Raw genomic sequence first — 14196 nt, 5'->3', positions numbered from 1 at the left:
GCTTCGTCGCTTAACCTCACAACCCGAAAGTGTCTCGAATTGTTCAGCTTGAGAGACTCTTCACTCATATCCCAAGGATATCAGTGAGAATTTCAATTTTTCAGCTTGTTCCAGATTGTTAAAGAGCTTATATCGCTAAACAGACTCGCTTAAATCCGCTTAAAGATAACCTGACGACGCCTTTCACCCGTCATCATGCAATATGGCGTCCCCTAGGGGATTCGAACCCCTGTTACCGCCGTGAAAGGGCGGTGTCCTAGGCCTCTAGACGAAGGGGACACGCCGGTCAGCTTCGCAGACTCATTTGCACTCTACTTTCATCAGACAATCTGTGTGAGCACTGCACTTAACCTATCTCAGGTAAGGAGGTGATCCAACCGCAGGTTCCCCTACGGTTACCTTGTTACGACTTCACCCCAGTCATGAACCACAAAGTGGTCAGCGCCCCCCTTTCGGTTAAGCTACCGACTTCTTTTGCAACCCACTCCCATGGTGTGACGGGCGGTGTGTACAAGGCCCGGGAACGTATTCACCGTAGCATGCTGATCTACGATTACTAGCGATTCCGACTTCATGGAGTCGAGTTGCAGACTCCAATCCGGACTACGACAGACTTTGTGTGTTCCGCTTGCTCTCGCGAGGTCGCTTCACTTTGTATCCGCCATTGTAGCACGTGTGTAGCCCTACTCGTAAGGGCCATGATGACTTGACGTCATCCCCACCTTCCTCCGGTTTATCACCGGCAGTCTCCTTTGAGTTCCCGCCTTCACGCGCTGGCAACAAAGGATAAGGGTTGCGCTCGTTGCGGGACTTAACCCAACATTTCACAACACGAGCTGACGACAGCCATGCAGCACCTGTCTCTCAGGTCCCGAAGGCACTTCGCTGTCTCCAGCAAATTCTGAGGATGTCAAGAGTAGGTAAGGTTCTTCGCGTTGCATCGAATTAAACCACATGCTCCACCGCTTGTGCGGGCCCCCGTCAATTCATTTGAGTTTTAACCTTGCGGCCGTACTCCCCAGGCGGTCGATTTAACGCGTTAGCTCCGGAAGCCACAGCTCAAGACCGCAACCTCCAAATCGACATCGTTTACAGCGTGGACTACCAGGGTATCTAATCCTGTTTGCTCCCCACGCTTTCGCACCTGAGCGTCAGTCTTCGTCCAGGGGGCCGCCTTCGCCACCGGTATTCCTCCACATCTCTACGCATTTCACCGCTACACATGGAATTCTACCCCCCTCTACGAGACTCCAGTCAACCAGTCTTAGATGCCATTCCCAGGTTGAGCCCGGGGATTTCACATCTAACTTAATTCACCGCCTGCGTGCGCTTTACGCCCAGTCATTCCGATTAACGCTTGCACCCTCCGTATTACCGCGGCTGCTGGCACGGAGTTAGCCGGTGCTTCTTCTGCGGGTAACGTCAAAAATTAACTCTCTTCAAGCCAATTCCTTCCTCCCCGCTGAAAGTACTTTACAACCCGAAGGCCTTCTTCATACACGCGGCATGGCTGCATCAGGCTTGCGCCCATTGTGCAATATTCCCCACTGCTGCCTCCCGTAGGAGTCTGGGCCGTGTCTCAGTCCCAGTGTGGCTGGTCATCCTCTCAGACCAGCTAGAGATCGTCGCCTAGGTAGGCCGTTACCCTACCTACTAGCTAATCCCATCTGGGTTCATCCGATGGCGTGAGGCCCTTTCAGGTCCCCCACTTTGGTCTCGCGACATTATGCGGTATTAGCCACCGTTTCCAGTGGTTATCCCCCGCCCTCGGGCAGATCCCCAGACATTACTCACCCGTCCGCCGCTCGTCAGCAAAAGCGCAAGCACTTTCCTGTTACCGCTCGACTTGCATGTGTTAGGCCTGCCGCCAGCGTTCAATCTGAGCCATGATCAAACTCTTCAATTCAAAGCTTGATGCTCAAAGAATCTCACTGATTAACGCTCTTTTGTTTGGCTAACTTTGTCGGCTTCACTGCGCTACACCTCGCCGTACTGAGGTACTGTCTCGGTGCTGCTCGCTTGCCTTCGCGTTATCCTGCCAAAATAACGTTACTAAATTAATTCGTAATGAATTAACTGTTGTTCACTCTTCAAGACTTTAAAACGTATTTTTTTGTGATACGGTCTTGTGAGTGCCCACACAGATTGTCTGATTAATTGTTAAAGAGCAGGCTGAAATAAAACGTGATATTCTCGTTCAGCCGGGCTGCGTATACTACGCCTTTCGCCCGCAGAGTCAAGCGCTTATTAGCTTTTTCTCTGCCCGACCTCACAATGTTTATCAGCGTTGTGTCGGTCAGTGGTGGCGCATTATAGGGCGTTCTTTGACGCTGGCAAGCATTTATTTAAAAAAAACTGCCGTTAGCGGTTTTTTTCAACAAAACTTGTATTTATGTATTTTTTTCATACAAAAACTGATGACATCGACAATAATTACTCCAAAACTAAAGTAATATAAGTAGACAAACTATTTCATCTGTTTTACCAGAATCACTTTGAAGCTATTATTTCCGATAAAATTGTACAACTGGAAGCTCATGAAAGAATTGTTAAAGGTGACAATCATAGCGCACTTCTCGCTTACCAAAAGTTATTAACAGAGCGCTAATGATCTTATATAGTAGTGAATTAGATTAATATCCAACCAAACATTGGCTGGATAAAAGTAAGCAGGATTATTAATGGTAAAAACCGCTCGTAATATGGCGGGGCTACCCTGGATTGCTGCAATAGCTTTCTTTATGCAAGCCTTAGATGCAACAATTCTCAACACAGCATTGCCCGCTATTGCTGAAAGCCTCGAACATTCACCTTTAGCGATGCAATCTGCTGTTGTCAGCTATATTCTGACTGTTGCTTTGCTAATTCCAGTCAGCGGCTGGTTAGCAGATCGTTTTGGCACCCGCCGAATATTTATTTTTGCTGTATCCTTGTTTTCTTTAGGCTCCCTTGCCTGTGCCTTATCAGGTAATTTAACTTTTCTGGTTATTTCCCGTGTAATTCAGGGAATTGGTGGCGCAATGATGATGCCCGTTGCCCGCCTTGCGTTATTACGTGCGTATCCACGCAGCGAACTTCTACCCGTTATGAATTTTGTTACCATGCCTGGGTTAGTAGGGCCAATTCTTGGTCCTATGCTCGGTGGATTATTAGTCACTTATGCTACCTGGCATTGGATATTTATTATCAATATTCCAATCGGTTTATTGGGGATTATTTATGCTAAAAAGCATATGCCTAATTTTACAATGCCAAAACGCTCATTTGACTTTCTCGGTTTTATACTTTTTGGACTGAGTTTAATCATGGTTTCTGTCAGTTTAGATTTACTAGGGGAAAGTACGTTACCAAGTTATATACCTCTGACAATTATGGTCGGTGGTTTTATGATATTATTTGGTTATCTGATGCATGCTAGAAAACAAACCCAACCGCTTATCAGCCTGAAATTGTTCCGCATTCGCACATTCTCTATAGGTATTATAGGTAATATTGTTACACGTTTGGGAACTGGTTGTATTCCTTTTCTAATTCCTTTGATGCTACAAGTTGGATTTGGTTATTCAGCAGTCATTGCCGGCATGGTGATGGCCCCAACAGCTATTGGTTCTGTTATAGCCAAATCTTTCGTTACTAATGTATTAACTCGCTTTGGATATCGTAAGACGCTGGTTAGCATAACAATCATTATTGGATTAATGATTTCTCAATTTTCACTGCAATCACCAGAAATGTCCGCTGTCCTTTTGGCTATTCCACTATTTTTACTGGGTATGGCTGTATCCATTCAATTTACTTCGATGAATACCATTACTCTCGCTGATCTGACCGATAATAATGCCAGCTCGGGAAATAGTTTATTAGCTGTAACTCAGCAGTTATCTATTAGCTTCGGTGTTGCAGTAAGTGCCGCTATTCTCCGTTTCTATGAATCCATGCATTATGGAACGACTGTTGATCATTTTCACAGTACTTTTATTACCGTAGGAATAATAACTTTACTCGCTTCTTCTACCTTCCTGTTATTACATAAGGAAGATGGAGATAACATGATTAAGAAAAAGAACACTTAAGAACAGAAACTGAGCTGCGCTCAATCAGTGTTGGAGTTAATACTAGCAATTTAGGATCACTTTCTGGATTATTCATCCGATAAAGCAAAGTATCAACAGCAAGCTTTCCTAGCTCATCTTTTGGCTGATGAATGGTTGTCAACGGTGGGATCATATAAGGAGCAAAGTCGATATCATCATAACCAATGATGGAAATATCATCCGGCACAGAAAGCCCTACTTGGTACAGAGCCTGATAAGCGCCAACAGCCATTGCATCATTGCTGGCAAAAACAGCTTCCGGCGATTCAGGATGTTGCAGCAATTTTTGCATTGATTCAAAACCACCAGCAAATTCAAAATCACTGTAAATTTCATAGCCTTCAGGAATAACAAGACCAGCATTTGCCATTGCCTTTCTATATCCTTGCAATCTATGATTAGCGGGTGTTTTATCTTGTGGACCTGCAATACAGGCTATTTTTTTAAAACCACAGCTAATAAGGTAATTAGTGGCTATCTCCCCCCCCAATAAAGAGTTGTCCTGAATAACATCGCTGACAATATCAAATGGAGACCAATCCATCATAACCATAGGTAAAGGAGGATAACGACGCAAAACATCACAGGAGCGGTGTTGATTTTCAGTACACATAATCAACACTCCATCTACTCGCTTTTGCAGCAAAGTTTCCATGCTGTAATCCATCCGCTTGGCATCACCCTCTGTATTACACAAGATAAGGCTGTAACCACGCTCATAACAGCTTCGTTCAACCCCTCTTACAATTTCAGCGTAAAAAGGATTATTACTGGTTGTGACCAGCATACCAATGGTTTTGGTTTGCTTGATTTTAAGACTTCTTGCAAGCGCTGATGGCGCATAATTCAATTGCTCAATCGCATCGTTAACTTTCTTTTTCACACCATCACTGACATAACGATTATTATTAATAACATGAGATACAGTTGATGTAGAAACGCCTGCAAAACGAGCAACATCTTTCATTGTAGCCACTGTTAATCCTGTTCAGTTAAAAATGCCTCAATTTCATTTCGCCACGGGACGGAAGGCTGAGCTCCCTGACGGGTTACCGCTATCGCAGCAGCAGAGTGAGCAAATCGTATGGCAGATGACATGGATTTTCTTTCCAATAATGCTGTCACCAACGCACCGTTGAAAGTATCTCCTGCCGCAACAGTATCTACAACGTTAACTTTAAATCCCGGAACAATCTTTCCTTTCTGACCGCTTTCACTCAACCATACCCCACGGCTACCCAATGTGATAATTACCGTATCAATACCTTTATCATGCAACACTTGAGACGCTTTTTCCGCATCTGAATCATTTTCTACTTTAATTCCAGTGAGATATTCAGCTTCTGTTTCATTCGGTGTAATGATATCCACCAGCGAGAGCAATTGATCAGATAATTTTCTGGCAGGCGCCGGATTGAGTATCACTTTTGTATTATTTTGCTTAGCTATTGTTGCAGCAAGTTGCACTGTTTCCAATGGAGACTCAAGTTGCATCAATAATGCATCTGCTTCCTCAATAATATTTTGGTAGCGATAGAAATATTCCGGTGTCAACGCCGCATTAGCGCCTGCATTGATACCAATAACGTTTTCACCTTGCTGATTAACGAAAATCAACGCTACACCCGTTGTTTCTCCTTTAATCACTTCAATGCCAGAAGTTTTAATATTATCCTTTGCTAACTGCTGATAGATACGAAAACCAATATCGTCCTCACCAACACAAGCAATAAATGTAATGTCAGCACCGCTGCGGCCTGCTGCTACCGCCTGATTAGCACCTTTACCACCAAAAGCAACTTGATATTGTTCCCCGATCACCGTTTCCCCCGAACGAGGGAATGACTTAAGATTCAAAATATGGTCAGCATTTATGCTGCCAAGCACCGCAAGTTTTGCTGTACTCATTACATTTATTCCTTTTTAATTATGCCGTCACCACCATCAATGAGTAACGGCACAAATACCGATTTATTTTTTAATAACTAACTCCAATTCCACAGGGATGACGGCTTCAACTTTTTCGCCTCTCAGCACTTTATTTGCAGTCTGAACACCAACGATACCAATTTGATCAGGACGCTGAGCGATTGTCGCTCCTAGTTTTCCACGTTGGACAGCTTTGATACCATCTCCAGTACCATCAAAACCAACAACTAATACATCGCTTTTACCTGCTGTTTGTAAAGCGCGCAAAGCACCTAACGCCATCTCATCATTCTGAGCAAATACAGCTTGTACAGCCGAATGAGCCGTCAGTAAGTTCTGCATAACGTTCAGTCCCTTAGTACGATCGAAATCAGCAGGCTGACTAGCTAACATATTGAATTTATGTTCCTGTGCTACCTTATTAAATCCTTCACCACGTTCACGGGCAGCAGAAGTACCGGCAATACCTTCTAGCTGAATAATTTTGGCTTCACTCCCTAATTTCTCGGCGATAAAATCACCCGCTATTTTACCCCCCAAGCGATTATCAGAAGCAATATGACTGACAACAGTACCTTTATTCGCTATCCGATCTAGAGTAATGACCGGAATTTTGGCATTGTTAGCCATAATAATGGCATTACCAACAGCATCGGAGTCAGTCGGGTTAATTAGCATGAGTTTAGTACCACGTACCGTCAAATCCTGAACATTAGCTAATTCTTTCGCTGGATTATCCTGAGAATCCAACACAATTAGGTTATAGCCCAACTTATCCGCCTCTTTTTGAGCGCTATCTTTCATTGTGACAAAGAATGGATTATTCAGTGTAGAAATGACTAACGCGATAGTGTCTTTCGCCAATGCATTTATACTTACAGTCATACTTAGCGCAACAGCAGATAAAATTGTTACTAATTTCTTCACTTTCATCATGTTATTTCCTGTAGGGTGAGGTTATTTACCATTTTTGTTATCAACCAGAACTGCCAACAATATTACAATTGCTTTAACAATCATCTGATAGTTAGAAGAAATACCTAATAAGTTTAAGCCATTGTTTAAAAAACCGAGGATTAGTGCACCAATCAGAGTACCAATAATTAATCCCTTACCACCAGCCAGTCGAGTTCCTCCCAGTACTACGGCAGCAATAGCATCTAATTCATAACCTCCCCCTGCCATAGGTTGAGCAGAAGAAAGACGAGCGACTTCAATAATACTTGCCAATGCCGTCAGTAAACCGCATAAGGAGTAAACGATAATTTTAATTTTATCGATATTGATACCAGATAAACGGGTAGCCGATTCATTCCCCCCCCAAGGCATAAATATAACGACCTAAACGGGTGTGATGCAGGATATACCAGGCGATAACAAAAACTATCAACATCAGCCATACTGGAGTAGGAATTCCCAGTAGACGGCCAATACCAAACCAGCCAAACAGATCCGCATTATCACTGAATCCTGTATTTATTGGGCTACCATCAGTATAGACACGGGTTATTCCACGAAGTAACAACATCATGACTAGAGTGGCAATAAATGCCTGTACTTTACCTTTAGCAATTATTATTCCTGTACAAGCACCAATTGCAGCACCTAAAGCCAAAGCACTCACGATAGCCACCAGAGCATTAACTTCCGTACTAACCAATGAAGCTGCTACTGCACCTGTTAACGCAAGCAATGAACCAACAGACAGGTCAATACCCGATGTCAGGATAACCAATGTCATCCCAACGGCTATAATGGCATTGACTGATGTTTGTTGCAGAATATTAAACAAGTTATTTAAAGTGAAAAAATTTTGGCTAAGAGAAGAAACTACGGCTATCAGCACTAGTAACGCAATCAGTGACTTTTGTTTCAGTAACCACTCTTTAGTAAACCAACGTTTAAATGTCGGTGGTATATTAGAATTCATACTGAATTACTCCTGAATCGCTCCATATTGTTTGCCTACAGCCGCTGCCATCAAAACTTCTTGAGTTGCCTGTTCAGCAAAAAATTCGCCACTGATCCGGCCTTCACACATAACCAAAATACGATCACTCATTCCTATCACTTCTGGCATTTCAGAAGAAACGAGAATAATACTTAGCCCCTCTTTCTTGAATTGATTAATTAATTGATAAATTTCTTTTTTTGCGCCAACATCTACACCACGCGTAGGTTCATCTAGAATAAGAACTTTTGGTCTAGTCATTAATCCACGGGCAATAGCTACTTTTTGCTGATTACCACCAGAAAGTAAACCTATAGCTTGTCCCATTGAAGGTGTCTTGATACTAAACAATTTAATAAAGTCACTAACTGCATTCTGTTCTTCTTTATGATTAAGACTACCTAACCAGTTACTGAAATAACGTAAGGCAGTAAGAGACATATTATCTTTGATTGACATTCCCAAAACTAAGCCATCACGTTTACGATCTTCTGAAATATAAACAATCCCACAAGCTAACCCATCCTGAGGGTTACGAATTACAATGGGGGTTTCATCCAGTGTGATTCGCCCCTGAGTTTTTGGCAACGCACCATAAATAATTTTCATCAATTCAGTGCGGCCAGCCCCCATTAGCCCTGATATACCCAAAATTTCCCCTCTATAAAGAGAAAAACTGGCATTTGTCACACCGGAACCAGAAATCTGCTTAACCTCAAGTCGTTTTTTGCCCCGAGGTAAATTCAGGCGAGGATACTGATCTTCCAGTTTTCGCCCAACCATCATTTCAATCAGAGTCTCTTCTTTTAGCTCTTTTACCGACTTTTCACCAATAAATTGTCCATCACGGAATACCGTCACATCATCGCAAATTTCAAAAATTTCTCTCAAACGATGGGAAATATAAACAATACCGCATCCCTGAGATCTTAGTTCATGTATTACGAGAAATAATGATTCAGTTTCTGTATCGGTCAGCGCATCAGTTGGCTCATCCATAATGATAACTTTGGATTTAAAACTCAGTACCTTAGCAATTTCAACCAGTTGCTGATTACCGATAGAAAGTTCAGCGACTAAACGGTGACTGCTGTAACTCAGATTCAATTTTTTTAAAAGACGATCGGCTTCCTGATACATTTTTCCCCAGTCAATCGCACCGAATTTATTAACAAATTCGCGTCCCAGGAAAATATTTTCAGCAATGGTCAGTTGGGGAATAAGATTTAATTCCTGATGGATAATCCCGATCCCCGCTTTCTGAGAGGAGCTAGGGCCAGAAAAAATCACTTCTTTTCCTAGGTAATGAACCGTGCCTGTATCTCTGGTATATATTCCAGTCAACACTTTCATCATCGTGGATTTACCTGCACCATTTTCCCCTACCAGAGCCATCACTTTACCCGGGTAAACACGTAGTGCCGCGCCAGATAATGCTTTGACACCGGGAAAAGATTTACTAATTCCTTTTAGTTCCAGTACAGGCAGCATAATCACCTCAGAAAGTCACACCGGCACAAAAGATAATATTAGCATAAGGAGAATGCTCTCCTGTGCGAATCACCGCTCGGCTATGTTTTGTTTTTTCTTTCAACATATTATGACTAATATAATCTACAGTAATTGAATTCCCTTGCTGTTTCTCAAGCTCTTTAATTTGAGTTAATATTAATTGATGTATCAAAGGATTATGGTCAATGATCTCCTCAGCTAAGAATGCAGCTTCAATCTGCATTTCTTGTGTAACGACATTAAGAACGGATATAAAACTGGGAATTCCCTGGGTTAGCGCTAAATCAATCCGCTGGGCTAAAGAAGGAATTGGTAATCCAGCATCACCAATTGTAATCTGGTCAGTATGCCCTAGCTGAGAAATTACGGCTGAAATTTCAGAATTAAGTAATACACCTTTTTTCATTTTTTTATTCCATTAGCGAAACGTTTCGCTATTTAGTAATATAGAAAGTAATATTTAAAATGCAACATTAGTGATACAAAAATGTGATCACTATCGAAACGTTTCGATAATAAAAGAAACGAAAAAAAAACGTTAACTTATTGAATATTTGACGCTGAATCGATTTTTAAGGTAAATATTGTCTACATCAACAAATAATGATTAAAATCTATGGAGAAGGCTAATTAGGTTTTATCTAATCCAACAGATAATATTGGTATGAATTATGATATTATTAACAGAAAAAATAGTTTGCTTAAGTCATTATTTGGAAAGTGGTCTGTATGAAAGACAGCAGGCTATTCGTTTATGTTTGCTAGCTGCATTGTGTGGAGAAAGTGTTTTTCTACTCGGTCCTCCAGGCATCGCAAAAAGTTTGATAGCCCGACGATTGAAATTTGCGTTTCGTGATGCCAGAGCATTTGAATATCTGATGACTCGCTTTTCAACCCCTGAAGAAATTTTCGGCCCTCTTTCTATTCAAGCACTGAAAGAAGAAGGACGTTATCAACGTCTAACTAACGGATATTTACCTGAAACTGAAATTGTCTTCCTTGACGAAATATGGAAAGCCGGTCCGGCAATTCTTAATACCCTACTGACTGCAATTAATGAAAGAAAATTCAGAAATGGGGATACAGAAGAGAAAATTCCAATGCGATTACTTATAACAGCATCCAATGAGCTGCCTGAAGCAGATAACAGTCTGGAAGCACTTTATGACAGAATGCTAATTCGTATCTGGCTGGATAAAATTCAAGAAAAGAAGAATTTCCGAGCGTTACTCACTAGCCACAAAAATGAAAATGATAACCCTGTTCCGGCAGACATTCAAATAACAAGCGAAGAATTCCATCAATGGCAAAAAGAGGTTGATAAAATAGTTCTACCAGATAGTTGTTTTGATATTATTTATCATCTACGTCAGCAACTTGATACAACAGAACATTCACCTTACGTTTCAGACAGGCGCTGGAAGAAAGCCATTCATTTATTACAAGCCAGTGCTTTCTTCAATGGCAGAAAAGAGATATCATCTCTTGATTTAATATTACTGAAAGATTGCCTGTGGCATGATCTTCACTCTTTTAAATTATTACCCCAATACTTGAATACTCTCATGACCGAACAGGCATATCGGCAAAGAATATTATCTCAAAAAATTGATTCGCTTTATCACCAATGGACTCAAGCCCGTCAGGATAAAAATGATCAACAGGCGTTAAAGCTGGAAAAACAAACCAGTCTGTTTGGACGTAAAATACAATATTCGCTACCCGATCATATCAATGAAGAAAAATTGATTCTATTCTTACATACACCTCTTCATCTCCATGATATTAAAGTCAATTTCATTGAATTGGAAAAAAAAGCGTTGATTATCTGGATAAACAAAGGCAGAGAATTATCAGCCCGTCTGAACGGTATTGGTTTTCCACAAAACATAGCAGCCGAAGTTAATTCAGCACATCAGCCAGAGATTTTTGATATTAGCCGCCGTTCATCCACGCTATATTTACCAGATCATCAGCATCAGAAAAATGAAGAAAACAACGAGTGGCTGGAAAGATTGGAAAAAGTTAATCAAGAAATTCATCACCAACACCAACTGTTTAATCAGCATCAGCCATGTCTATTTATTGAAAGTCATTGGCTTGCTACGATAGAGCAAAGCTTTATCCAGTTATCAGATAAAATTAAGCAGTTGAAAATAAAAATAGGCAGCTAATTAAATGATTAGTCTGACAACCCTTGATCTTTTACTGTCAATAAACGAAGGAGAGATGATAGAAGAGATCATATTAACGCTTTTAGCTTCACCTCAGTTAGCTATCTTTTTTGAAAAACATCCTCGCTTGAAACGTGCACTACTAAAAGATATCCCTGGCTGGAAACACGATTTACAGCAAAGGATTAAAGAAGCGCTCATTCCTGCAACTCTAGCAGAAGAATTTCAGTTATATCAACAAGTACTGTCTGCCAATACAAATCATTTTTACCTTAAACTTCCCGATATTTTAGAAACTCTGAACCGAATTGAATCCCCTTTTAGTGAAGAAGCACAGAAACTCGCAACCAACACCATTGCTGATTCAAATACACTACAAACCCTATTTATTCAACGATGGAGGATCAGTTTGATCCTGCAAACTACAACCTTCCAGAAGCAATTGTTGGAGCAAGAAAAAGAGCAATTACTGGCAGAACTGCAACAAAGGCTGACACTAAGCGGTAATCTTGATCCTGTTTTTAGTGAAAATGATAGGGCAACAGGACGATTATGGGATATGAGCAAAAGTCAGTTAAATCATTCCCAAAATGATAAGCAGTTATTGATCCGCTATAGTGAATTTCTTCACCAACAGCCGGAACTGAAAAAATTAGCTCAATTACTTGGACGTAGCCAATCTGCAAAATCAAAACCACAAGAAAACCATTCTTTCGAACCAGTTACTACAATCGAACGAACACCCGATACCGTTCCTGAACAGGTAAATGGTATCGGACAAAGTGATGATATTCTGCGCCTGTTGCCAATAGAATTAGCGATATTAGGAATTGAAGATCTGGAATATGAGTTTTATCGCAAATTAGTGGAAAAAAAACTCCTGACCTATCGCTTACAAGGTGATAACTGGCGAGAAAAAACAACATTACGGCCAGTCACTTATTATAGCCAGGAAGAAAGACCACGAGGACCATTTATTATTTGTGTAGATACTTCCGGTTCTATGGGGAAATTCAATGAAAAATGCGCCAAAGCCTTTTGTTTAGCACTGTTACGCATTGCTCTAGCTGATAATCGCAACTGTCATATCATGCTATTTACGACAGGAATTGTGCACTATGAACTATCTTCACCAGATGGTCTGGAGCAAGCTATTCGTTTTCTCAGCCAAACTTTCAAAGGAGGGACAGATCTCGCTTTTTGTCTGACAAGCACAATAGAAAAAATGAAAGAAAAATGTTGGAAAAATGCTGATGCTGTTGTTATCTCAGATTTCATTGCTCAGCGTCTGCCAAACTCACTAATCCATCAGATAAAAAATCTGCAACTGCATCAGCAACACCGCTTCCATGCGGTCTCCATGTCCCAATATGGTAAGCCAGATATTATGCGGATATTCGATCATATCTGGCACTTTGATACCGGACTTAAAAGCCGTTTACTGAGAAAATGGCGTCACTAACTTGAATCAAAGCATATCTTCTACAGTTTCGCGTACTTCAGGTGACCAGATACTGCACTGAACTTGACCAATGTGTTTCATTTGCAGCAGTAACATCACTAAACGGGATTGACCAATACCGCCACCAATAGACTGCGGCATGTCGCCTTTGAGTAACGCCTGGTGCCAATCATATTGTAAACGCTCTTCATCACTAGTCAGTGCTAGCTGACGCTCCAATGCTTCTGCATCAACACGGATACCCATAGAAGAGATCTCAAACGCATCCTCCAAAACAGGGTTCCAGACAATGATGTCGCCGTTTAGGCCAACAAAACCATCGCTGTTTGGTGTCGTCCAGTCATCATAATCAGGCGCACGCACATCATGAGATTGACCATCAGATAATTTCGCACCAATACCAATGAGGAAAACAGCACCTAATTCTTTAGCAATAGCACGTTCACGGCCTTTTGCATCCAGATCCGGATAACGGCTCAGAAGCGTTTCACTATGAACAAAGTGAATTTGATCTGGCAGGAACGGTGCCAGACCAAACTCTTTGCTGACAGCTTTTTCTGTTTCTTTTATTGCTTCGTAAATTTTACCTACTGTCTGTTTAAGATAAGCAAGTGAGCGTTGCCCATCTCCCATCACTTTTTCCCAATCCCATTGATCAACATAAACAGAGTGAATTGGTGTTAAGCGATCCTCATCTGGACGCAATGCTTTCATGTGAGTGTAAAGCCCTTGTTCAGGCTGAAAGCCAAAACGACCCAGTGTCTTACGTTTCCATTTAGCCAACGAATGTACTACTTCGAAAGTTGAATCCGGTAAAGTTTTTACTTTTACCTGAACAGCTTTTTCATGGCCGGACAAGTTGTCCTGAATACCATCTCCCAAACAACTTAGGATTGGCCCCTGTACTTCAATCAGACCCAGTTTGCTTTCCAGCAGACGGGAAAAGAAAGATTTCACAAAACTGATTTGTTGCTGCTTTTCAATAAACGACTTTTTCATAATGTTATTCTCTAATTTTTTAGGTGGCCCTGATGTCCTGTTGGAAACATTAAGCAATAAAATGAGGGATAAATT

General features: G+C 41.4%; 9 protein-coding genes, 1 tRNA gene, 1 rRNA gene and 1 pseudogene. 3 read left to right on the top strand and 9 right to left on the bottom strand.

The genetic code is table 11. The annotated features are described in order from the left end of the window. Window positions 1-203: 203 nt before the first annotated feature. Window positions 204-279 (bottom strand) — tRNA-Glu (locus AAC155_RS09220). A gap of 82 nt (window positions 280-361) precedes the next feature. Further along, window positions 362-1906: ribosomal RNA gene (locus tag AAC155_RS09215) — 16S ribosomal RNA — on the bottom strand. A 775-nt stretch (window positions 1907-2681) separates the two neighbouring features. Between AAC155_RS09215 and mdtD the strand changes: the two genes are divergently transcribed. Further along, entirely contained in the window at window positions 2682-4073 is a 1392-nt protein-coding gene (mdtD, locus tag AAC155_RS09210; RefSeq protein WP_113041880.1) for a multidrug transporter subunit MdtD, read from the top strand. Here the strand turns inward: mdtD and rbsR are convergent. The 6 genes and pseudogenes from rbsR to rbsD form a co-directional block, all read right to left on the bottom strand. Then, a complete protein-coding gene (gene rbsR / locus AAC155_RS09205) occupies window positions 4054-5070 on the bottom strand; it encodes a ribose operon transcriptional repressor RbsR (RefSeq protein WP_113041879.1) in 1017 nt (338 codons plus the stop codon). The genes mdtD and rbsR overlap by 20 nt on opposite strands. Before the next feature lie 2 nt (window positions 5071-5072). Continuing rightward, complete coding sequence (gene rbsK, locus AAC155_RS09200; protein WP_113041878.1) at window positions 5073-6002, bottom strand: ribokinase; 930 nt, start codon at window positions 6000-6002, stop codon at window positions 5073-5075. Window positions 6003-6065: 63 nt separating this feature from the next. After that, window positions 6066-6956, bottom strand: coding sequence for a ribose ABC transporter substrate-binding protein RbsB (rbsB, locus tag AAC155_RS09195; protein ID WP_112872194.1), 891 nt, complete (start codon window positions 6954-6956; stop codon window positions 6066-6068). Between the two features lie 24 nt (window positions 6957-6980). Continuing rightward, window positions 6981-7953: pseudogene (gene rbsC / locus AAC155_RS09190) on the bottom strand (ribose ABC transporter permease). A 6-nt stretch (window positions 7954-7959) separates the two neighbouring features. Further along, complete coding sequence (gene rbsA / locus AAC155_RS09185) at window positions 7960-9465, bottom strand: ribose ABC transporter ATP-binding protein RbsA (RefSeq protein WP_113041877.1); 1506 nt, start codon at window positions 9463-9465, stop codon at window positions 7960-7962. 7 nt (window positions 9466-9472) lie between these two features. Then, window positions 9473-9892, bottom strand: coding sequence for a D-ribose pyranase (gene rbsD, locus AAC155_RS09180; protein WP_112872190.1), 420 nt, complete (start codon window positions 9890-9892; stop codon window positions 9473-9475). Between the two features lie 265 nt (window positions 9893-10157). Here rbsD and ravA point away from each other — a divergent pair, with 265 nt between their 5' ends. Both ravA and viaA read left to right on the top strand, forming a co-directional pair. Further along, complete coding sequence (gene ravA, locus AAC155_RS09175; protein WP_113041876.1) at window positions 10158-11660, top strand: ATPase RavA; 1503 nt, start codon at window positions 10158-10160, stop codon at window positions 11658-11660. Between the two features lie 4 nt (window positions 11661-11664). Next, window positions 11665-13122 carry an ATPase RavA stimulator ViaA gene (gene viaA / locus AAC155_RS09170; RefSeq protein WP_113041875.1) on the top strand — a complete coding sequence of 486 codons (1458 nt, stop codon included), beginning with the start codon at window positions 11665-11667 and terminating at the stop codon, window positions 13120-13122. A gap of 6 nt (window positions 13123-13128) precedes the next feature. Here viaA and asnA read toward each other — a convergent pair whose 3' ends face one another. Next, the gene (gene asnA / locus AAC155_RS09165) at window positions 13129-14121 is read right to left on the bottom strand and encodes an aspartate--ammonia ligase (protein WP_112872187.1); all 993 of its coding nucleotides are present in this window, start codon (window positions 14119-14121) and stop codon (window positions 13129-13131) included. Window positions 14122-14196: the final 75 nt, after the last annotated feature.

It is taken from the genome of Photorhabdus sp. HUG-39, assembly GCF_963878365.1.
GTDB classification, from domain to species: Bacteria; Pseudomonadota; Gammaproteobacteria; order Enterobacterales; family Enterobacteriaceae; genus Photorhabdus; species Photorhabdus kayaii.
Note: the sequence above shows the minus strand (reverse complement) of the source record. Positions and strands in the feature narration are given on the sequence as shown.